Below are 19,706 nucleotides of genomic sequence, written 5' to 3' on the forward strand. Positions count from 1 at the left end.
CCACGCCGCGCGCAGAACAAGCGCAGCGTGCTTCGAATTCAGGGGCGAATCAGGCGGCCGGCGGGCCGCGCGCCGGCAGCGGCGGCGCGGTGGCGAGCATGCGATGCGCCGTCGCCGCAAGGGGCGCCACGTGCCTTGGCGCCTGCGGCAGCGCGGGCAGAGCGCCCGCCACCACCGGCGGCGGTGCGCCGGCCGGCATGCACAGCGGACAGTCCAGGTGGGCCGCGCCGGCGGTCGGCAGGCCCTCGTCGCCCGTCACGACGAACTTCATGGCGCCGCTGCTGGTGCACACCAGCTCCAGCGCCACCGGCCTGACGATCGGCGCGGCGATCGCGGCGCCCAGCGACAGCGCGAACCACAGCAGCAGCACGCGGCCGAGCAGGCCGGCGCCGTGGCGACGGAGGCGCTGGAGCGTGGACATGAGCGGCGCTATTGGAACATGGTCGGGCACCGTGCCCGGTCAGGCCGCCGTTTCGGGCGCGAACACCACCACGTGGTCCACCTCGGGCTGGATGCCGATCCACTCGCCCACGCGGTGGTCGTGGTGGCTGGGCACGTGCGCCAGCACCGTTTCGCCACTGGCCAGTTGCAGGGTGTAGAGAAACTCCGAGCCGCGAAACGCCTTGCGCACGATGCGCGCCTGCACCGGCGCGTGGTCGTCGTGCACGATGTCGTCGGCGCGCAGCAGCAAATCGCAGCGCCCATCGGGATAGGCTTCGGGCAGCGGGCATTCGGCGTGATCGCGCAGCTCGCCCAGCGGCGTCTGCACGTGCGTACCGTCAGCGTCGTGCACGATGCGCGCCGGCACGAACACGCCGTGGCCGATGAAGTTGGCGACGAAGCGCGTGGCCGGGCGGTGGTACAGGGTGTAGGCGTCGTCCCACTGGTGCAGGCGGCCGTCGTGCATGACGCCGATCTGGTCGCCGATGGCGAAGGCCTCGAACTGGTCGTGGGTGACGAACAGGGCGGTGGCGCCGGCGTTTTTCAGGATGCCGCGCAGCTCGTGCGCCAGGCGCTCGCGCAAATCGACGTCGAGGTTGGAAAAGGGCTCGTCCAGCAGCAGCAGGCGCGGGCTCGGCGCCATGGCGCGGGCCAGGGCCACGCGCTGCTGCTGGCCGCCCGACAACTCGTGCGGATAGCGCGCCTCGCTGCCCGGCAGGTCGACCAGCGCCAGCGCCTCGGCCACGCGCTGGCGGCGCTCGGTGGCGGGCAGGTGCTTGAGGCCGAAGGCCACGTTGCGCCCCACGTCCAGGTGCGGAAAGAGTGCGTAATCCTGAAACACCATGCCGATGCGCCGCGCCTCGGGTGCCACGTGCACCTGGGCGCTGCTGACGACCTGGCCGTCCAGCCGGATCTGGCCCGCGCTGACGTGCTCCAGCCCCGCCACGGCGCGCAGCAGCGTGGTCTTGCCGCAGCCCGAGGGGCCGATCAACACGCCGATCTCGCCCGCGCGCAGTCCCAGCGTGGCGCCCTGCACGGCGGCGCGCGCCTGGCCGGCGTAGCGCACGTCGACCTGATCGATCTGGAGGAACATGGGGCCCGATTCTAGATGCGTACAATTCTCATTTGCTGCCGCCCGCCGGTGGTTCAAGATAAAAATCCGCTTGCAGCCAGCGTCCAGTCTGCGCAAGCAGCTTCCGATTTAATAGTAACGTCCCCGCCATCTTGCGCGCCATCCCGACCCTGATCCTGGCCCTGGTCGCCGCCGTGCTGGCGCTGCCGGTGCTGGCGCTGCTCGGCGCCTGGACGCAGTGGGATACGGCCACGGCGCAGATCCTGGGCGAGATGACGCGCACCGTGCTGCCGCAGTACCTGGGCACCACGGTGGGGCTGGCATTGATGGTGGGCGTGGGCGTGGTCGCCGTCGGCGTGCCGGCGGCGGTGCTGGTGACGGTGTTCGACTTTCCGGGCCGGCGCAGCTTCGAATGGCTGCTGCTGCTGCCGCTGGCCATGCCGGCCTACGTCACGGCCTATGCGTACACCGACTTCCTGCAGTTCGCCGGCCCGCTGCAGAACTGGCTGCGCGCCACGTTCGGGCTGCAGGGGCGCCTGCTGCCCGAGGTGCGCAGCGTGTGGGGCGCGGCCTGGGTGTTCTCGTTTTCGCTCTACCCCTACGTCTACCTGCTGGCGCGCACCGCGCTGGCCGAGCGCGCGCCGCAGCTGATGGAGGCCGCGCGCCTGCTGGGCGCGGGCCTGGGCCGGCGCCTGCGCGAGGTGGCGCTGCCGATGGCGCGTCCGGCGGTGGCGGCGGGCACGGCGCTGGCGCTGATGGAGGTGCTGGCCGACTACGGCGTGTCGGTGTACTTCGGCATCCAGACCTTCACCGCCGGCATCTACAAGGCCTGGCTGGCGATGGACAACCGCGTTGCCGCGGCCGAGCTGGCGACCGTGCTGCTGGCGCTGGTGGTCGTGCTGCTGTGGGGCGAGCAGCGCGCCCAGCGGCGCCTGCGTTTCGTCGGTGGCGGCAGCTCGCACGCCGGCTCGGGCGATGCGCGCCCCATCGTGCTGCAAGGCTGGCCGCGTGCGCTGGCCTGGCTGCTGTGCCTGCTGCCGATGCTGATGGGCTTTGCGCTGCCGGTGCTGTTCATGCTGCGGCCGCTGTCGGCCGACTGGTCGGTGCTGCCCTGGGACCGCTTTCTGGGCTGGGCCTGGAACAGCATCCGCCTGGGTGCCATCACCGCCGTGCTGGCGGTGGGCGCGGCGTGGTTTCTGGCCTTCAGCCTGCGCCGGCGCCCCGACTGGCTGCGGCGCGCGGCGGTGCAGGTGGTGGCCCTGGGCTACGCCGTGCCCGGCGCGGTGGTGGTGGTGGGCCTGCTGCTGCCGGTGGGCTGGCTGCAGCAGCGCTGGCCCGACGCCGGCGTGGGCGGCTGGGTGACGGCCACGGTGCTGGGCCTGGTGTGGGCGTATCTGGTGCGCTTCGTGGCGGTGGCGCTGCAGTCCATGCAGGCCGGCTACGCACGCGTGCCGCGCAGCCTGGACGAGTCGGCCGCCCTGCTGGGCGCCGGCGGCCTGGGCCTGGCCGCGCGCGTGCACTGGCCGCTGCTGCGCCGCGCCAGCCTGGCGGCTGGCCTGCTGGTGTTCGTCGACGTGATGAAGGAGCTGCCTGCCACCGTGGTGTTGCGTCCCTTCAACACCGACACCCTGGCCGTGGTGGCCGACCAGCTGGCGCGCGACGAGCGCCTGGGCGAGGCGGCGCTGCCCTCGCTGGCGCTGGTGCTGGTGGGGCTGGTGCCGGTCATGCTGCTCAGCCGCGCGCTGCGCAGCGAGCGCCCGACCCACGCTTGACACCCGCGCCGCGGGCGCTTCGCTTATATTTGCACGATGCCCATCTCGCCGATCGACCTGCTGCAAGCCACCGCGCTGACGCCCGAGGACGAGCCCCAGCCGGAGCAGGTGTTCGAGCGCGCGGCCGAGCTGTTTCGCCTGATGTCGGCGCCGATGCGGCTGAAGATCATCAGCGCGCTGTGCCAGACCGAGAAGAACGTGGGCGAGCTGCTGCACGAGGTGCCCACCACCCAGCCCAACATGAGCCAGCACCTGAACACGCTGTACAAGGCCGGCGTGGTCGGCCGGCGGCGCGAGGGCGTGCAAATCTACTATCACATTGCCGACGAGCGCGTGGCCACCATCTGCCGCACGGTGTGCACGCAGATCGCCATCGACAGCGCGCACTGACGCATCCGCGCCGCCCGATTCAAGAAAAATCGGGCGCTGGCCCTTGCCAGCCAAGCGCGAGGCGCTATATTTTCGATATCATCGCAGCCGCCGACGCGGGTTAACCCCCGGTGCCCGCGTGCCGCAACGCCCCGTATCATCGGTGCGCTATATAAGCACCGGTGCATATTTCGCCGCCGGCCCGAACCCCCCTCACAAGGAGTGCTCGAGATGAAACCCCTACTGACCGCCGCGCTGACGGCCGGCCTGCTGGCCGCCGCCGGCGCCGCCCAGGCCCAGGTCGATGCCCTGCAGGTGCGCAGCTGGGCTGCCGCCTGCGCCAACTGCCACGGCACCGGCGGCCACGCCCAGCCCGGCAACGAGTCGCTGGCCGGCGCCAACAAGGACGAGATGCTGAAAAAGCTGATGGACTTCAAGAGCGGCGCCAAGCCCGCCACCATCATGAACCAGCTGGCCAAGGGCTATTCGGACGAACAGCTGGCCGCCATCACCGCGTGGTTCGCGGCACAGAAGAAGTGAAGGAGGGCCCCGTCATGGATCGTCGTCAATTCGTGCAGGCCGCATCGGCGGCCTCGGTTCTGGGCGCCAGCGCCGGCTGCGCCTCGGTGGGCGCTGGCGCGGGCGGCAAGGTGGTCGTCGTCGGCGCCGGCTACGGCGGCGCCACCGCCGCCAAGTACATCCGCATGTGGTCCGACGGCCAGGTCGAGGTGACCCTGGTCGAGCCCAACGCCGCCTTCGTCTCCTGCCCCATCTCCAACCTGGTGCTGGGCGGCAGCAAGCAGATGGCCGACATCACCACGCCCTACGACAACCTGGCCAGGCGCCACGGCGTGAAGATCGTCAAGGATCGCGCGGCCGCCATCGACGCCGACAAGCGCCAGGTGCGCCTGGCCAGTGGCGGCGTGCTGCCCTACGACCGGCTGGTGCTGTCGCCCGGCGTCGACTTCATGTGGGACCAGGTGCCCGGCCTGAACGCGCCCGGCGCGCAGGACCAGGTGCTGCACGCCTGGAAGGCCGGTCCGCAGACCCTGGCGCTGCGCCAGCAGCTGGAGGCCATGCCCGACGGCGGCGTGTTCGCCATCAGCATCCCGCTGCAGCCCTACCGCTGCCCGCCCGGCCCGTATGAGCGCGCCTGCCAGGTGGCGCACTACTTCAAGCAGGCCAAGCCCAGGTCCAAGGTGCTGATCCTCGACGCCAACGAGGACGTCACCTCCAAGGGCCCGCTGTTCAAGAAGGCCTGGGCTGACCGCTACAAGGGCATCGTCGAATACCGCCCCAACCACAAGCTGGTCGACGTCGATGTGGCCACGCGCACGCTCAAGTTCGACTTCAACGACGACCTCAAGGCGCAGGTGCTGAACGTGCTGCCGCCCATGCGCGCCGGCACGGTGGCGCACGAGGCGGGCCTGACCACCGCCAACAAGCGCTGGTGCGAGGTCGACTGGCTGACCATGGAGTCCATCGCCGCCAAGAACATCCACGTGCTGGGCGACTCGGTGCAGATCGCCCCGGCCATGCCCAAGTCGGGCCACATGGCCAACCAGCACGGCAAGGTGGCGGCCGCCGCCATCGTGGCGCTGCTGGCGGGCCGCGCGCCCAATGCGCTGCCGCTGTACAACAACACCTGCTACAGCTTCGTGAGCGACACCGACGTCGTGCACGTGGCCAGCGTGCACCGCTACGACGCCGACAAGAAGACCATGCTGCCGGTGCCCGGCTCGGGCGGGGTGTCGCCCGCCGCCAGCGAGCTGGAGGGCCGCTACGCCATGGCCTGGGCGCGCAACATCTGGGCCGATACCCTGGCATGAAGCGGCTGTGGCTTGCCGCTGGCGCGCTGGCGCTGGCGGGCGCCGCGCTGGCGCAGGACGACGAGGCGCGGGCGCGCCAGATCATCGGCGGCTCGTGCTTTCTGTGCCATGGCGCCGAGGGCGAATCGGCCAGCGAGGTGTTTCCGCGCCTGGCCGGCCAGAACGCCGAGTACATCGCCAAGCAGCTCGAGAACTTCAAGAGCGGCAAGCGCCAGAGCACGGCCATGGCGCCCATGGTCGAAAAGCTCACGCCCGAGGACATGGCGGCGCTGGGGCGCTTTTACGCCAGCCGCCCGCCGCACCAGGAGGCCGCCAAGGACGCGCCGCTGGCGGCCGTGGGCCAGTACATCTACCAGGTCGGCAACCGCTTCAGCGGCGTGCCGGCCTGCGCCACCTGCCATGGCGCCGACGGCGCCGGCAGCAACGCGCTGCCGCGCCTGGCCGGCCAGCACGCGGCCTATCTGGACAATCAGCTCAAGCAGTTCAGCAAGCGCGCGCGCAACAACGACAACGCCGTGATGCATGCGGTGGTCGAGAAGCTGACGCCGCTGGAAATGGCGGCGGTGGCCGAGTACCTGAGCGGCCGCTGAGCGCGGCGATGACCCTGCGGCCCCCGCGCCGCTGCGCGCGGCCGCCGATTGCGCGACACTGGACTCGAACCCGTCGTCGTCATGAGGAACCCTGCTGATGCCGCCCGCCGCTGAATCGACCGCCCCCGCCGGCGCGCTGGACTACCTCAGCCTGCCGGCCGCCGCGTGCCTGATCGCGCGCGTGGGCGTCGTCGAGTGCCTGCGCGGCGTCGAGCAGGCGATCGAGGCCGACTTTCGGCGCTGGCCCGAGTTCAGCAAGACCGCCCGGCTGGCGCAGCCCACGCCGGACGGCGTGATCGAGCTGATGCCGGTGGCCGACGCGCGGCACTACGCCTTCAAGTACGTCAACGGCCATCCGCGCAACACCCGCCTGGGCCTGCCCACCGTGATGGCCTTCGGCGCCATCGCGCGCGTCGACACCGGCGCGCCCATTTTCTTGAGCGAGCTGACCCTGAGCACCGCGCTGCGCACCGCCGCCACCTCGGTCATGGCGGCACGCCTGCTGGCGCGGCCCGACAGCCGCGTGATGGCGCTGATCGGCAATGGCAGCCAGAGCGAGTTCCAGGCGCTGGGCTTCGTCGGCCTGCTGGGCATCCGCAGCCTGCGTCTGTACGACGTGGACGCCGCGGCCACGCGCAAGCTGATGGCCAACCTGGCCGACGTCGAGGTCGAGCTCGTGCCCTGCGACAGCGTGGCCGAAGCGGTGCAGGGCGCCGACATCGTCACCACGCTCACGGCCGACAAGACGCGCGCCACCATCTTGCGCGGCGAGTGGCTGCGCCCCGGCATGCACATCAATGCCGTGGGCGGCGACTGCCCGGGCAAGACCGAGCTGGACGCGGCCATCCTGCGGCGCGCGCGGGTGTTCGTCGAGTTCGAGCCGCAGACGCGCATCGAAGGCGAGTTGCAGCACATGGCGCCCGAATTCGCCGTCACCGAGCTGTGGCGCGTGCTGGCCGGCCAGGCGCCGGGCCGGCGCGACGCGGCCGAGATCACGCTGTTCGACTCGGTCGGCTTCGCGCTCGAGGACTATTCGGTCATGCGCTGCCTGCAGACGCTGGGCCGCGCCCACGGCCTGCTGGAGAGCCTGGCGCTGCTGCCCGCGCTGCGCGATCCCAAGGACCTCTACAGCCTGGTGCGCGAGGCGGGCGCCGGCGGCGATGGCGATCGCACATGACCGCGCCGCTCGCCCTCACCCTCATCGGCGCGCCCACCGACATCGGCGCCAGCCGCCTGGGCGCCGGCATGGGGCCGGACGCGCTGCGCGTGGCCCAGCTCGGCCCGGCGCTGCAGCGCCAGGGCGGCACGGTGCGCGACCGCGGCAACCTGGCCGGCCCGCCCAATCCGGGCGGCCCGCGCGATGCCGCCACTGGGCTGCGCCACTTCGCCGAGGTGCTGGCCTGGTGCCGCACCACGCACGACGCCGTGCTCCAGGCACTGCAGGCGCAGCAATTGCCGCTGCTGCTGGGGGGCGACCACAGCCTGGCCGTCGGCTCCATCAGCGCCGTGGCGCGCCACTGCCGGGCCACCGGCCAGCGCCTGCGCGTGCTGTGGCTGGACGCCCATGCCGACTTCAATACCCCCGCCACCTCGCCCAGCGGCAATGCCCACGGCACGCCGGTGGCCAGCCTGTGCGGCCTGGGGCCGCCCGAGCTGGCGCGGCTGGCCGGCTTTGCGCCCGCGCTGGCGGCGGGCCAGCTGTGCCAGATCGGCCTGCGCAGCGTCGATGACCAGGAGAAGCACCTCATCAAGCAGCACGCCATCGAGGTCTACGACATGCGCGCCGTCGACGAGCTGGGCATGCGCGAGGTGATGGCGCGCGCGCTGGCATCGGTGGGCGCCGACGTGCACCTGCACGTCAGCTTCGATGTCGACTTTCTGGACCCCGAGATCGCCCCCGGCACCGGCACCACGGTGCGCGGCGGCCCCACCTACCGCGAGGCCCAGCTGTGCATGGAAATGATCGCCGACACCGGGCGCCTGGGCTCGCTGGACATCGTCGAGCTGAACCCCGCGCTGGACGTGCACAACCAGACCGCCGAGCTGGTGGTGGACCTGGTGGAAAGCCTGTTCGGCAAGAGCACGCTGGTCAAGGATGTGCTGCTGAGGTGACGGGCCTATGAACAGCCGAACGCAGAGGGCGCAAAGGGCTCGCAGAGGGCGCAAAAAATTCAAGAAATTTGATCAAATAGCCAATTTGCGCCCATGTAGCAAGCGCAAACAGCTATGCATTTAATAGCTAATCAATAAAATTCCTTTCTGCGTCCTCTGCGATTTCTTTGCGTCCTCTGCGTCCGGTTTTCGAATTCGCGTTCAAGGCGCCACCGGCACCACCACCGGCGCCCGCTGCGTGGCCGGCTGCGTGGTGTGCACCGGCTCGGCCAGCCAGCGCTCCATGAGGCCGCCGCCGGCCCACATGCCGGCCAGCGCCAGCCAGGCGGTGAGGGCGAAGATGGCGCCGCCGGTCATGCCCGCGCCTACAGCGCAGCCGCCGGCCAGCATGCTGCCGAAGCCCATCAGCATGGCGCCCGCGATGTAGCGCGCCATGCTGTAGCCGTTCTTGAAGCCCTCGATCTTGAACTCGCGTCCCACCCAGGCGCCCAGCGCCGAGCCGACGAACACGCCCGGCAGCATGCCGGCGTCGAAGCCGATGGCCGGCGCCGGGCTGGTCAGCACGCGCATCAGCCACTCGGCCGAGGGGCCGCTGAAGGTCAGGCCCTGGATCTGCACCGGATCGAAGCTGCTTTTGGCCACCTGGTGGCTGAACCACCAGGCCGCCGCCACCGCCAGCCCGGTGCCGACGCCGCCGATCCACATCCAGGGCCGGTTGCCCGAGCGCAGCGAGAAGATCACCGCCACCACCAGCCACAGCAGGCCCAGCACCAGGCCGTCGACCGCGCCGCCGCCCAGGCGCTCCAGCAGGTGCCGCGCGGCGCCGCCGTCGATCGTCCACCAGGCCGAGATCCCGGCCCTGAGCGGCGCCAGGCGGCCCGCCAGCGTGGCCTGCGCGGTGACGGCGAACACCAGCCCCGACAGCAGGGCGCGCAGGTTGCCGTTGGCCGACAGCACCAGCAGCCGGCTGGCGCAGCCGCGCGTCATGATCATGCCGGCGCCGAACAAAAGGCCCCCCACCAGCGCCCCCGACAGGCTGCCGCGGTTGGCCAGCTGGCGCGCGCCGCTCACGTCCAGCGCGCCCAGCAGGATCAGCGCCTGCACCGCGACCACCGCGCTGGCGAAGGCCAGCAGCCACACCGACAGCTTCTCGGCGAACTTGCCGTGCCAGAACTCGATGACCGCCGCGCGCAGGCAAAAGCGCGAGCGCTGGGCGAAGAAGCCGAACAGCAGTCCGATGACGGCGCCGCCCGCCGCCAGCACGGGGCCGCTGCCGTGCCGGTCCATGAGGCTTGTCAAGTCCATGGCCATTCCCGATAATTACATCAGTGGTTGCTTATTAAATGATGAATATAGGAGGCTGCATGCAAGCTGCCCTTGACCGACGTCAACTTCTCGCGCGCTGCGCCTGTGCGGCCTTCACCGCTGGTTTTGCCGGCGCCTGGTCGCGCTACGCCGAGGCGGCCGACGCGCCGGCCGTGCCCGAGATGAAGGCCGAGGAGGCGGCGCCTGGCTGCTGGTACGTGCAGGGCCAGTCGGCGCTGGGCTCGCCGGCCAACCAGAACTTCATCTCCAACGCCGGCTTCATCGTCACCTCGGCGGGCGTGGTGGTGATCGACGCGCTGGGCTCGCCCGCGCTGGCCGAGCGCCTGCTGGGCGAAATCCGCAAGGTCACGCCGCAGAAGGTGACGCACGTCATCCTCACGCACTACCACGCCGACCACGTCTACGGCCTGCAGGTGTTTGCCGACGCCGGCGCCAAGATCATCGCGCAGCAAAACGGGCGCGAGTACCTGAACTCGGAGACCGCGCGCCAGCGGCTGGAGGTCTCGCGCAAGGACCTGGCGCCCTGGATCGACGGCCAGACCCGGCTGGTGCCGGCCACCCAGTGGATCGACGGCCGCACCGAGCTGACGGTGGGCGACACCCAGCTGATCCTGCAGCCCGTGGGCCCCGCGCACACGCCGGACGACCTGGTGATCTACGTGCCGGCGCGCAAGCTGTTGTACGCGGGCGATCTGGTGTTTCGCAACCGCATACCCTTTGTCGGCGAGGCCGACAGCGGCCACTGGATCCAGTCGCTGGACCAGCTGCTGGCCTTCGGCGCCGAGGTCATCGTGCCCGGCCACGGGCCGATCTCCACCGACGCCCGCAAGGACATGCAGCTCACGCGCGACTACCTGGTCTACCTGCGCAAGACCATGGGCGCCGCCGCGCGCGACATGACGCCCTTCGACGAGGCCTACCAGGCAACCGACTGGAGCCAGTGGGAAAATCTGCCCCTGTTCGGCCCGGCCAACCGCATGAACGCCTACAACACCTACCTGCTGATGGAGCACGAAACCAAATGACGCCGATGCCTGTGCCGCCGCTCAAGCGCCGCCGCCTGCTGGCCGGCTTGGGCGCGCTGGCGACGCTGGGGCTGGCCGCGCCGGCGCGCGCCGCCGCCAAGACCCTGCCGCCTTCGCGCGCGCTGCCGGCCGAGCTGGCGCAGGCGCTGGCCGCGCGCCAGCCGCTGGTGGTGATGGTCAGCTTGCACGGCTGCCCCTGGTGCCAGGTGGTGCGCGAGCATTACCTGGCGCCCATGCACGCCGAGGAGGGCCTGCACGTGGTGCAGGTCGACTGGGGCAGCGCGCTGGCCACGCAGACGGTGGACGGCGCGCCCATCACCCACGGCGAGCTGGCGCGTGCCTGGAAGGTCAAGCTGGCGCCCACCGTGCTGTTCCTGGGCGCCGGCGGGCGTGAGCTGGCCGAGCGCCTGGAGGGCGGCTCGCCCGACTTCTACAGCGGCTACCTCGACCAGCGCCTGGAGCAGGCGCGACGCGCGCTGGCCGGCTGATTCGGCGCACGGCTTGCGTCCGCTGCGACGCTTGGGCACGATGGTGGCCTTGGACCCATCCCGCGGAGACCGTCATGCAACGTGCCATCGCCCTGAGCGCCCTGATCCTGCTGGCCGGCTGGGCCCAGGCCGAGATTCCGGCCGCCTTCCAGGGCGCCGATCTGAAGCTCGGCGAGCGCCTGATGGTCGAGCACAAGTGCAACCAGTGCCACGCCCAGAAGTGGGGCCGCGACGGCCTGGACATCTACCGGCCCAAGGGGCGCATCAACAGCTCCAGCGCCCTCATGACCATGGTCGAGGCCTGCAACACCGACCTGGGCCTGGGCCTGTTCCCGGAGGACGTGGCCGCCATCGCCGCCGTCCTCAACCGCGAGCACTACCACTTTTCCAAGTAGCGCGGGGCCGCGCGCCCGGCGTTTGACCTCGGACAAACCCCATGGTCAGCGGGGTTGTCTTGCATTAATATAAGCAATTGCGCATGTATTGATATGAATATGACTTTTCCTCACACATCGGACGCGGCCAGCGGCGCGCCGCACGGCCGCCTGCGCAAGGCGCCCGAGGGCTTTATCGACCGCGCCGGCATCCAGACCGTGTTCGCCGAAGGCCGCAAGGGCCGGCGCGACTTCATCCGCGGCGCCTTTGCCGCCGCGCTGGCCGGCACGGCCGCGGCCCAGGCCGGCGCGCAGGCCAACCCGGTGCCGGCCGAGGGGGGCGACCCCAACATCCTGAACCTGCCGCCCTGGTCCACCGGCCTGGGCCAGCCGGTGGTGACCGACGGCTACGGCAAGCCGTCCCAGTACGAAACCAACGTGCAGCGTCGCCCCAGCCCCGGCCTGACGCAAACCACGCAGGCCTCGGTGTCCTTCGCGCCGCTGCAGTCGCTGTTCGGCATCGTCACGCCCAGCGGCCTGCACTTCGAGCGCCACCACCAGGGCTGGTGGGACGTCGATCCGTCCAAGCACCGCTTCATGATCAACGGCCTGGTCAAGTCGCCGCGCGTCTTCACCATGGACGAGATCATGCGGCTGCCCAGCGTGTCGCGCTTTCACTTCATCGAGTGCGGCGCCAACACCGGCATGGAGTGGGGCAACGTGGCCGTGCCCACGGTGCAGTACTCGCACGGCATGCTGTCGTGCAGCGAATTCACCGGCGTGCCGCTGATCACGCTGCTGCAGATGGCCGGCGCCGACCTCAAGAAGGGCAAGTTCGTGCTGGCCGAGGGCGCCGACGGCTCCTCGATGACGCGCACCATCCCGATGGAACTCGTCACCAGCGGCCAGGTGCTGGTGGCCTATGGGCAGAACGGCGAGATGCTGCGCCCCGAAAACGGCTACCCGCTGCGCCTGGTGGTGCCCGGCGTGCAGGGCGTCAGCTGGGTGAAATACCTGCGCCGCGTGGAAGTGGGCGACGAGCCCTGGAACACCAAGGACGAGTCGGTGCACTACATCGACCTGATGCCCGACGGCCAGCACCGCCAGTACAGCAGCATCCAGGAATGCAAGAGCGTGGTCACCACGCCCTCCGGCGGCCAGGTGCTGCTGGACAAGGGCTTCTACAACGTCAGCGGCCTGGCCTGGTCGGGGCGCGGCAAGATCAAGCGCGTGGACGTGTCGGTGGACGGCGGGCGCAACTGGCGCACCGCGCGGCTCGAAACCCCGGTGCTCGACAAGTGCCTCACGCGCTTCAACATCGACTGGGTGTGGGACGGCAAGCCCGCCATCGTGCAAAGCCGGGCCATGGACGACACCGGCTTCGTGCAGCCCAACTACCGGCAGCTGCGCGCCGTGCGCGGCACGCGCTCCATCTATCACAACAACGCCATCCAGTCCTGGCTGGTGCAGGAAAGCGGCGAGGTGAAGAATGTCCAGCTGTCGTAACGCCATCGCCGCGCTGCTGGCCGCCGCCTGCGTGCTGCCGGCGTGGGCGCAGGACAAGTTTCCCGGCATCGGCCGCGCGGCCACGCCGGCCGAGGTCAAGGCCTGGGACATCGACGTGCGCCCCGACTTCAAGGGCCTGCCCAGCGGCTCGGGCAGCGTCGACGAGGGCCAGGAAATCTGGGAATCCAAGTGCGCCAGCTGCCACGGCGTGTTCGGCGAGTCCAACTCGGTGTTCAACCCGCTGGTGGGCGGCACCACCAAGGACGACGTCAAGACCGGCCACGTCGCCACCCTCAAGCGCACCGACTACCCCGGCCGCACCACGCTGATGAAGGTGCCCACGGTGTCCACGCTGTGGGACTACATCAACCGCGCCATGCCCTGGAACGCGCCCAAGTCGCTCAAGCCCGACGAGGTGTACGCCGTCACGGCCTACCTGCTGAACCTGGGCGACGTCCTGCCGGCGGACTTCACGCTGTCGGACAAGAACATCGCCGAGGTGCAAAAGCTCATGCCCAACCGCAACGGCATGACCACCCAGCACGCCATGTGGCCGGGCAACGAGTTCAGCGCCGGCAAGACCAAACCCGACACCCAGGCCAAGGCCTGCATGAGCAACTGCGAGGTGCCGGTCGACGTGTCCTCGCGCCTGCCCGCGCACGCGGCCGATGCCTGGGGCAATCTGCGCGACCAGAACCGTCTGGTGGGGCCGCAGCGCGGCGAGGTCACCGTCGACGACGCCAAGAGCGGCGCCGCCAAGCCGTCCGCCGCCGACCCGCTGGCCGCCGCCGCCGTGGCCCTGACGCAAAAGCACGGCTGCGTGGCCTGCCACGGCATGACGGCCAAGCTGGTCGGCCCCGGCTTTGCCGAGGTGGCCAAGAAGCACGCCGGCCAGGCCGACTACCTGGCGGGCAAGATCGTCTCGGGCGGCGAGGGCGTGTGGGGCAATGTGCCCATGCCCGCGCAAACCCTCTCGCCCGACGATGCCAAGGCCATCGCCAGCTGGCTGGCCGCGGGGGCCAAGGCTCCCTGAGGGGGGCGGGCCGTACTTCGTGGGGGATATCCCGCGCAGGGGAGTGCAGGTACTTCCGTTAACATCAACCCAATTGTTTAATTTGGATCAAGGAGATCGATTCATGCAGACTCGTCGCGATACCCTGCGCCAAGGCGCGCTGGTGACTGGCGTGCTGGCCGCGGGCAGCCTGCTGTCGCAGCCGGCGCTGGCCTTCAACAAGGCCGCGTTCGACAGCAAGCAGATGGCCGATGCGCTCAAGGGCCTGGGCGTGAACAGCCCGCTGGCCGAAAGCAAGGACGTCACGCTCACCGCGCCCGACATCGCCGAGAACGGCGCCGTGGTGCCCATGACCGTGGCCACCACGCTGCCCAACGTCAAGGAAATGCTGCTGATGGTCGAGAAGAACCCCGCTCCCCTGGTGGCGATGTTCACCGTCAGCCCCGAGGTCGAGGCCAACTTCGCCACCCGCTCCAAGATGGGCCAGTCCTCCGACGTCTACGCCATCGCCGTCACCACCGACGGCAAGGCGCTGTACGCCAAGAAGGAAGTCAAGGTGACCCTGGGCGGCTGCGGCGGCTGAGCGCACGCCCCCGCCCCTTCATCGAAACATTGAACGAACATTGAATCAGGAGTATTGACATGGGTGATCCGATGCGCATTCGCGCCCAGGCGAAGGACGACAAGACCACGGTGCGCGTGCTGATGGCGCACGAAATGGAATCCGGCCAACGCAAGGATTCTTCGGGCAAGCTGATCCCGGCCTGGCACATCACCGACGTGACGGCCACGCTCAACGGCAAGCAAGTCTTCTCGTGCGAGTGGGGGCCGGCGGTTTCCAAGAACCCCTTCCTGCAGTTCACCATCAAGGGCGGCAAGGCCGGCGACAAGGTGGCCGTCACCTGGAAAGACACCAAGGGCGACACCCGCACCGACGAGGCCACCGTTTCCTGAGCCAGACCGGGCGCGGGCCCGGGGCGGCACGCGCCGCCCGCTCTTTTCACCGACGACATCGACACACAGGAGACACTTGACGATGCACGCACGATCGCTTTGCCTGGCCGTGCTGGCCGTGCTGGGGGCGCTGGCCCTCGGCGCCCCGGCCCTGGCCCAGAAGACGTCCACCCAGGCCATCGAGGAATATCGCGAGATGCTGCAGGACGGCAACCCGTCCGAGCTGTTCGAGATGAAGGGCGAGGAACTGTGGAGCAAGAAGCGCGGCCCCAAGAACGCCTCGCTGCAACAGTGCGATCTGGGCAAGGGGCCGGGCGTGGTCAAGGGTGCGTTCGTCGAGCTGCCGCGCTACTTTGCCGACACCGGCAAGGTGCAGGACCTGGAGTCGCGCCTGGTGACGTGCATGAGCACGCTGCAGGGCATCGACCCGAAGGAAGTCATCAACGGCCAGTGGGGCAAGGGCGAGCGCGCCAACGTCACGGCGTTGGCCACCTGGGTCGGCGCGCAGTCCAAGGGCATGCCCTTCAACCTGCCGCAGTCGCACGCGCAGGAGCGCGAGATGTACCAGGTGGGCAAGCGCCTGTTCTTCCAGCGCGGCGGCTCGCATGACTTCGCCTGCGCGTCCTGCCACGGCGAGGAGGGCAAGCGCATCCGCCTGCAGGACTTGCCGCACCTGAGCGGCAAGGCGGGCGACGGCGTGGGCTTTGCCGCCTGGCCGGCCTACCGCGTGTCCAACGGCCAGATGTGGACCATGCAGCACCGCCTGAACGACTGCTACCGCCAGCAGCGCTTTCCCGAGCCGACCTACGCCAGCGACGCCACCGTGGCCCTGGGCGTGTACCTGGGCGTGAACGCCAAGGGCGACAAGTCCGCCGTGCCCACCATCAAGCGCTGAATCGGGAGCCCCTAGCGATGAACATCAAGACCTCCATCAAGCTGGCCGCCGTGGCGGCGGGTGCCGCAACCCTGCTGGCTGCGTGCGCCGGCGGCGCCTCCTCGGGCGCCGACATGAACCCGGCGCAGCTGGACGCGCTGACGCACCAGATCGTGCAGAACTCCTTTCACGACAAGGGCATCGTCAAGGTCAGCCAGGCGCTGGCCAGCGACCCGACGCTGGACGCCTGCAACGCCGCCGACGTGGCGGGCCACCCGCTGTCGCCCGAGCGCGCCAAGGAGATCGAAGCGCTCAACATGAAGACCATCCAGTGGCCCGCCGACGGCAAGTACCTTGGCGACTGGAAGTCGGGCGAGAAAATCGCCCAGAGCGGTCGCGGCCGCACCTGGACCGACAAGGCCGACACGGTCAACGGCGGCAACTGCTACAACTGCCACCAGATCACCAAGGAAGAAATCTCCTTCGGCACCATCGGCCCCAGCCTGTACCACTACAACAAGCTGCACGGCGTGACCGACCCGGGCAGCCCGCAGGCCCAGGAAATGGTCAAGTACACCTGGGGCAAGATCTGGAACAGCAAGGCCTACAACGCCTGCTCCAACATGCCGCGCGCCGGCACCAAGGGCACCCTGACCGAGGCGCAGGTGCGCGACATCGTGGCGCTGCTGATGGACCCCAAGTCGCCCGTCAACCAGTAAAGTCAGTACACGGCCCGGTGCGGGCCTGTCGAGCGGGCCGCGGCCTTGCTTGATCGGCTTCCCACCGGGTCTTTTTCATTTTGATACTTCAGTGAGTGCTGATATATGAATCTCACCAAACGCGAATTCATGCAGGTGCTGGGCGCCGCCAGCGCCGCCGGCCTGGGCCTGGGCCGCTTTGCCGACGCCAGCGCGCAGACGGCGGCCGAGGGGCTGTACGACCTGCCGAAGTTCGGCAACGTGTCGCTGCTGCACATGACCGACTGCCATGCTCAGCTGAGGCCCATCTACTTTCGCGAACCCAGCGTGAACCTGGGCGTGGGCGACATGAAGGGCCGCCTGCCGCACCGGGTGGGTGAAGACCTGCTGAAGGCCGTCGGCGTCAAGGCCGGCACGCCCACCGCGCACGCGCTGACCTACCTCGACTTCGACCAGGCCGCGCAGCGCTACGGCAAGGTGGGCGGCTTTGCGCACCTGGCCACCCTGGTGCAGCGCCTGCGCGCCAGCCGCCCCGGCGCGCTGCTGCTGGACGGCGGCGACACCTGGCAGGGCTCGGGCACGGCGCTGTGGACCAAGGGCCAGGACATGGTGGACGCCTGCAAGCTGCTGGGCGTGGACGTGATGACCGGCCACTGGGAGTTCACCCTGGGCATGGAGCGCGTGAAGGAAATCATCGAGAAAGACTTTGCCGGCAAGGTCGACTTCGTGGCGCAAAACGTCAAGACCACCGACTTCGGCGACCCGGTGTTCAAGCCCTACGTCGTCAAGCCCATCAATGGCGTGCCCGTGGCCATCATCGGCCAGGCCTTTCCGTACACGCCCATCGCCAACCCGCGCTACATGGTGGCCGACTGGGAATTCGGCATCCAGGACGAGAACCTGCAGAAGATGGTCGACGAGGCGCGCGGCAAGGGCGCGCAGGTGGTCGTGGTGCTGAGCCACAACGGCATGGATGTCGACCTGAAGATGGCCAGCCGCGTCACGGGCGTGGACGCCATCCTCGGCGGCCACACGCACGACGGCATGCCGGTGGCCAGCATCGTCAAGAACAAGTCGGGCCAGACCATCGTCACCAACGCCGGCAGCAACGGCAAGTTCTTGGGCGTGCTGGACTTCGACGTCAAGAACGGCAAGGTGAGCGACTTCCGCTACAAGCTGCTGCCGGTGTTCGCCAACATGCTGCCGGCCGACAAGGCGATGGACGCGCTGATCACCCAGATCCGCGCGCCCTACGAGGCCAAGCTGGCCGAGCAGCTGGCCGTTACCGAAGGCCTGCTGTACCGCCGCGGCAACTTCAACGGCACCGGCGACCAGCTGATCGTCGATGCCCTGATGGACGTGCAGGGCGCCGAGATCGCGTTCTCGCCCGGCTTTCGCTGGGGCACCTCGTTGCTGCCCGGCCAGCCCATCACGCGCGAATGGCTGCTCGACATGACCGCCACCACCTACAGCTACGCCACCCTCACCGACATGAAGGGCGAGATGCTCAAGACCGTGCTGGAAGACGTGGCCGACAACCTGTTCAACCCCGACCCCTACTACCAGCAGGGCGGCGACATGGTGCGCGTGGGCGGCCTCAGCTACGCCTGCGACCCGCTGGCCGACATGGGCCGGCGCATCAGCGACATGCGCCTGAAGGGCCAGCCGATCGACCCCGCCAAGACCTACAAGGTGGCCGGCTGGGCGCCCGTGGCCGAAGACGCCGCCAAGGCCGGCAACCCCATGGTGTGGGACTTGATCGAGCAGTGGCTGAAGGCGCGCGGCGGCAAGGTCTCGCCGCGCCAGGCCAACGCGCCCAAGCTGACGGGCGGGCTGCCCAATCCGGGCTACGCGGGGTAGAGTCGATGCTTCTGATTCGATAGCTGCCAGCGCTTTATGGGCGAGCGCTTGAGCCCTATTCAGCTTGAATTCTCGTAGGCTGGGTAGAGCGCAGCGAAACCCAGCTTCGCACGACCCGGTGCCGACGCTGGGTTACGCCTTCGGCTAACCCAGCCTACGCCCACTGAAAGTGACGTGAGGAGAACACGGATGAAACGGTCTCTGTCCTGCATCGGTCTCGCTGTTGTCGTCGTTGCGACTGCCGCGCCCCCCGCGCTCGCCGAGGAATTCGCCCCCTATGGATCCGCCAAGGCCGATCGGCGCGAGACACTGACGGCCGACGTGGTGTTCGACGTCAACTACGCCGAGCCGCAACAGCTGCATGGCCTGTACAACTACGTCAAGAACATGCAGAAGGCCGCCAAGGGCAGGGTGGTGGTGCTCACCCGCGGCCCCGAGCTGCGCGCCTTCGCCAAGGAGAACTACCTCGAATACCAGGACATCGTCGACCGCATGGCCGGCCTGGCGAAGGAGGGCGTGGAGTTCAGGATGTGCAGCAACGCCATGAAGGCGGCCGGCTTTCAGGCCGAGGACATGCACGGCTTTGTCACGGTGGCGGAGGCCGGCGGCTTTCCCGAGCTGGTCTACTGGATGGGCAAGGGCTACCAAGTCATCAACCAGTCCGTCAATCCGGCGCCGCTGCCGGTCCGGGACGCGCGCTATCTCGACCAGCCGCAACTCAGGAAGTAGGCCGGCGGGCTCAAGTCCAGCGCAGCAGTCGTCCAGCCGCGCGCCCGCATCGCCAAGAACAAGTCGGGCCGGGCCATCGTCGCCAGCGCCGGCCGCAGCGGCACGGTGCGCCCTGGGGCCATCCGCGCCGGGCGCATCGCGCGGGCCGCCAGTTGCCCGACACTCGGGCCATGAATGCGTCACTGCCCAATCTCTTCGAGCGCGAGCACCAGCGCATCGATGCCCTGCTGCACGCCCACCTGCTGGACGTGGTCGGCGGCGACTTCAAGGGCGCGCGCCGCCGGCTCGCCCGCTGGCGCCAGGCGCTGAACGGCCACATCGAGATCGAGCAAACCCGCCTGCTGCCCCACGTGCCCGCAGGCGCGCGCTGGGATGCGCGCGTCTACCAGCTGGAGCACGATCGCATCGCCCTGCTGGCCGATGAATACGCCGCGCGCGTGCAGGCTGCGGCCGCGTGCGCACCGCAAGGCAGGCAGGCCCGCCGGCAGGCCGTGCTGGACCTGCTGGACGCCGCCCACTCCTTGCGTCACCTGCTGGAGCACCATCACCAGCGCGAGGAGATGGCGCTGGCGCATGAGTTGCCGGCGGTGTTGCAGGCGGCGGCTTGGGCAGCTGGATAAACCAGGGCGTGCCCTGAAACAGGTGGACGCTTTGATTTTTATAGCTGACAGCGCT

The 19,706-nt window shown here is 69.4% G+C and carries 22 protein-coding genes; 19 read left to right on the forward strand and 3 right to left on the reverse strand.

Annotated features, from left to right (window positions below):
• Positions 1-49: 49 nt before the first annotated feature.
• Together ACWHMB_RS04105 and ACWHMB_RS04110 are read right to left on the reverse strand one after the other, a co-directional pair.
• Positions 50-421: a hypothetical protein gene (locus ACWHMB_RS04105; RefSeq protein ID WP_377482515.1), complete on the reverse strand. Its 372-nt coding sequence runs from the start codon at positions 419-421 to the stop codon at positions 50-52.
• A gap of 39 nt (positions 422-460) precedes the next feature.
• A complete protein-coding gene (locus ACWHMB_RS04110; protein ID WP_447648442.1) occupies positions 461-1,534 on the reverse strand; it encodes an ABC transporter ATP-binding protein in 1,074 nt (357 codons plus the stop codon).
• Positions 1,535-1,665: 131 nt separating this feature from the next.
• Here ACWHMB_RS04110 and ACWHMB_RS04115 point away from each other — a divergent pair, with 131 nt between their 5' ends.
• The 7 genes from ACWHMB_RS04115 (at position 1,666) to rocF (ending at position 8,185) form a co-directional block, all read left to right on the forward strand.
• Positions 1,666-3,285: an ABC transporter permease gene (locus tag ACWHMB_RS04115; RefSeq protein ID WP_377482519.1), complete on the forward strand. Its 1,620-nt coding sequence runs from the start codon at positions 1,666-1,668 to the stop codon at positions 3,283-3,285.
• 36 nt (positions 3,286-3,321) lie between these two features.
• Positions 3,322-3,675, forward strand: coding sequence for an ArsR/SmtB family transcription factor (locus ACWHMB_RS04120; RefSeq protein WP_447648443.1), 354 nt, complete (start codon positions 3,322-3,324; stop codon positions 3,673-3,675).
• A gap of 210 nt (positions 3,676-3,885) precedes the next feature.
• Positions 3,886-4,194, forward strand: a complete 309-nt coding sequence (locus ACWHMB_RS04125; RefSeq protein ID WP_293223038.1) for a c-type cytochrome — start codon at positions 3,886-3,888, stop codon at positions 4,192-4,194.
• Positions 4,195-4,208: 14 nt separating this feature from the next.
• Positions 4,209-5,483, forward strand: a complete 1,275-nt coding sequence (locus ACWHMB_RS04130) for an FCSD flavin-binding domain-containing protein (RefSeq protein ID WP_377482523.1) — start codon at positions 4,209-4,211, stop codon at positions 5,481-5,483.
• Positions 5,480-6,073 carry a c-type cytochrome gene (locus ACWHMB_RS04135; protein WP_377482525.1) on the forward strand — a complete coding sequence of 198 codons (594 nt, stop codon included), beginning with the start codon at positions 5,480-5,482 and terminating at the stop codon, positions 6,071-6,073. Before ACWHMB_RS04130 ends, ACWHMB_RS04135 begins: the two co-directional genes overlap by 4 nt.
• Before the next feature lie 97 nt (positions 6,074-6,170).
• A complete protein-coding gene (locus tag ACWHMB_RS04140; RefSeq protein ID WP_377482527.1) occupies positions 6,171-7,250 on the forward strand; it encodes an ornithine cyclodeaminase in 1,080 nt (359 codons plus the stop codon).
• Entirely contained in the window at positions 7,247-8,185 is a 939-nt protein-coding gene (gene rocF / locus ACWHMB_RS04145; RefSeq protein WP_377482529.1) for an arginase, read from the forward strand. Before ACWHMB_RS04140 ends, rocF begins: the two co-directional genes overlap by 4 nt.
• Before the next feature lie 201 nt (positions 8,186-8,386).
• Here the strand turns inward: rocF and ACWHMB_RS04150 are convergent, their stop codons facing one another.
• Complete coding sequence (locus ACWHMB_RS04150) at positions 8,387-9,490, reverse strand: YeeE/YedE family protein (RefSeq protein WP_377482531.1); 1,104 nt, start codon at positions 9,488-9,490, stop codon at positions 8,387-8,389.
• A 59-nt stretch (positions 9,491-9,549) separates the two neighbouring features.
• Here ACWHMB_RS04150 and ACWHMB_RS04155 point away from each other — a divergent pair, with 59 nt between their 5' ends.
• From ACWHMB_RS04155 to ACWHMB_RS04210, 12 genes are all read left to right on the forward strand, one after another.
• The gene (locus tag ACWHMB_RS04155) at positions 9,550-10,536 is read left to right on the forward strand and encodes an MBL fold metallo-hydrolase (protein WP_377482533.1); all 987 of its coding nucleotides are present in this window, start codon (positions 9,550-9,552) and stop codon (positions 10,534-10,536) included.
• Positions 10,533-11,024 carry a hypothetical protein gene (locus ACWHMB_RS04160; protein ID WP_377482535.1) on the forward strand — a complete coding sequence of 164 codons (492 nt, stop codon included), beginning with the start codon at positions 10,533-10,535 and terminating at the stop codon, positions 11,022-11,024. The genes ACWHMB_RS04155 and ACWHMB_RS04160 overlap by 4 nt, the downstream gene beginning before the upstream one ends.
• A 74-nt stretch (positions 11,025-11,098) precedes the next feature.
• Positions 11,099-11,419, forward strand: coding sequence for a hypothetical protein (locus ACWHMB_RS04165; protein ID WP_293223726.1), 321 nt, complete (start codon positions 11,099-11,101; stop codon positions 11,417-11,419).
• Positions 11,420-11,518: 99 nt separating this feature from the next.
• The gene (soxC, locus tag ACWHMB_RS04170; RefSeq protein ID WP_377482537.1) at positions 11,519-12,904 is read left to right on the forward strand and encodes a sulfite dehydrogenase; all 1,386 of its coding nucleotides are present in this window, start codon (positions 11,519-11,521) and stop codon (positions 12,902-12,904) included.
• Positions 12,888-13,937 carry a c-type cytochrome gene (locus ACWHMB_RS04175; protein ID WP_377482539.1) on the forward strand — a complete coding sequence of 350 codons (1,050 nt, stop codon included), beginning with the start codon at positions 12,888-12,890 and terminating at the stop codon, positions 13,935-13,937. The genes soxC and ACWHMB_RS04175 overlap by 17 nt, the downstream gene beginning before the upstream one ends.
• A gap of 103 nt (positions 13,938-14,040) precedes the next feature.
• On the forward strand, positions 14,041-14,499 hold the full coding sequence (gene soxY / locus ACWHMB_RS04180; protein WP_293223717.1) for a thiosulfate oxidation carrier protein SoxY: 459 nt from the start codon (positions 14,041-14,043) through the stop codon (positions 14,497-14,499).
• Between the two features lie 59 nt (positions 14,500-14,558).
• A complete protein-coding gene (gene soxZ / locus ACWHMB_RS04185; protein ID WP_293224813.1) occupies positions 14,559-14,870 on the forward strand; it encodes a thiosulfate oxidation carrier complex protein SoxZ in 312 nt (103 codons plus the stop codon).
• A gap of 82 nt (positions 14,871-14,952) precedes the next feature.
• The gene (gene soxA, locus ACWHMB_RS04190; protein WP_293224814.1) at positions 14,953-15,765 is read left to right on the forward strand and encodes a sulfur oxidation c-type cytochrome SoxA; all 813 of its coding nucleotides are present in this window, start codon (positions 14,953-14,955) and stop codon (positions 15,763-15,765) included.
• 17 nt (positions 15,766-15,782) lie between these two features.
• Entirely contained in the window at positions 15,783-16,463 is a 681-nt protein-coding gene (gene soxX, locus ACWHMB_RS04195; protein WP_293224816.1) for a sulfur oxidation c-type cytochrome SoxX, read from the forward strand.
• 105 nt (positions 16,464-16,568) lie between these two features.
• A complete protein-coding gene (soxB, locus tag ACWHMB_RS04200) occupies positions 16,569-18,302 on the forward strand; it encodes a thiosulfohydrolase SoxB (RefSeq protein WP_377482542.1) in 1,734 nt (577 codons plus the stop codon).
• Between the two features lie 189 nt (positions 18,303-18,491).
• A complete protein-coding gene (locus ACWHMB_RS04205) occupies positions 18,492-19,031 on the forward strand; it encodes a DsrE family protein (protein WP_377482544.1) in 540 nt (179 codons plus the stop codon).
• 170 nt (positions 19,032-19,201) lie between these two features.
• Positions 19,202-19,651 carry a hypothetical protein gene (locus ACWHMB_RS04210; protein ID WP_377482546.1) on the forward strand — a complete coding sequence of 150 codons (450 nt, stop codon included), beginning with the start codon at positions 19,202-19,204 and terminating at the stop codon, positions 19,649-19,651.
• Positions 19,652-19,706: the final 55 nt, after the last annotated feature.

The organism is Ottowia pentelensis (assembly GCF_964341695.1).

Coding starts and splice junctions, on each gene's coding strand:
- ACWHMB_RS04210 (WP_377482546.1), top strand. CDS start 19,202: ATGAATGCGTCACTGCCCAATCTCTTCGAGCGCGAGCACCAGCGCATC.
- ACWHMB_RS04205 (WP_377482544.1), top strand. CDS start 18,492: ATGAAACGGTCTCTGTCCTGCATCGGTCTCGCTGTTGTCGTCGTTGCG.
- ACWHMB_RS04150 (WP_377482531.1), bottom strand. CDS start 9,490: ATGGACTTGACAAGCCTCATGGACCGGCACGGCAGCGGCCCCGTGCTG.
- ACWHMB_RS04125 (WP_293223038.1), top strand. CDS start 3,886: ATGAAACCCCTACTGACCGCCGCGCTGACGGCCGGCCTGCTGGCCGCC.
- ACWHMB_RS04140 (WP_377482527.1), top strand. CDS start 6,171: ATGCCGCCCGCCGCTGAATCGACCGCCCCCGCCGGCGCGCTGGACTAC.
- soxB (WP_377482542.1), top strand. CDS start 16,569: ATGAATCTCACCAAACGCGAATTCATGCAGGTGCTGGGCGCCGCCAGC.
- ACWHMB_RS04110 (WP_447648442.1), bottom strand. CDS start 1,534: ATGTTCCTCCAGATCGATCAGGTCGACGTGCGCTACGCCGGCCAGGCG.
- ACWHMB_RS04105 (WP_377482515.1), bottom strand. CDS start 421: ATGTCCACGCTCCAGCGCCTCCGTCGCCACGGCGCCGGCCTGCTCGGC.
- rocF (WP_377482529.1), top strand. CDS start 7,247: ATGACCGCGCCGCTCGCCCTCACCCTCATCGGCGCGCCCACCGACATC.
- ACWHMB_RS04175 (WP_377482539.1), top strand. CDS start 12,888: ATGTCCAGCTGTCGTAACGCCATCGCCGCGCTGCTGGCCGCCGCCTGC.
- soxY (WP_293223717.1), top strand. CDS start 14,041: ATGCAGACTCGTCGCGATACCCTGCGCCAAGGCGCGCTGGTGACTGGC.
- ACWHMB_RS04155 (WP_377482533.1), top strand. CDS start 9,550: ATGCAAGCTGCCCTTGACCGACGTCAACTTCTCGCGCGCTGCGCCTGT.
- soxZ (WP_293224813.1), top strand. CDS start 14,559: ATGGGTGATCCGATGCGCATTCGCGCCCAGGCGAAGGACGACAAGACC.
- ACWHMB_RS04130 (WP_377482523.1), top strand. CDS start 4,209: ATGGATCGTCGTCAATTCGTGCAGGCCGCATCGGCGGCCTCGGTTCTG.
- soxX (WP_293224816.1), top strand. CDS start 15,783: ATGAACATCAAGACCTCCATCAAGCTGGCCGCCGTGGCGGCGGGTGCC.
- ACWHMB_RS04135 (WP_377482525.1), top strand. CDS start 5,480: ATGAAGCGGCTGTGGCTTGCCGCTGGCGCGCTGGCGCTGGCGGGCGCC.
- ACWHMB_RS04160 (WP_377482535.1), top strand. CDS start 10,533: ATGACGCCGATGCCTGTGCCGCCGCTCAAGCGCCGCCGCCTGCTGGCC.
- ACWHMB_RS04165 (WP_293223726.1), top strand. CDS start 11,099: ATGCAACGTGCCATCGCCCTGAGCGCCCTGATCCTGCTGGCCGGCTGG.
- soxA (WP_293224814.1), top strand. CDS start 14,953: ATGCACGCACGATCGCTTTGCCTGGCCGTGCTGGCCGTGCTGGGGGCG.
- soxC (WP_377482537.1), top strand. CDS start 11,519: ATGACTTTTCCTCACACATCGGACGCGGCCAGCGGCGCGCCGCACGGC.
- ACWHMB_RS04120 (WP_447648443.1), top strand. CDS start 3,322: ATGCCCATCTCGCCGATCGACCTGCTGCAAGCCACCGCGCTGACGCCC.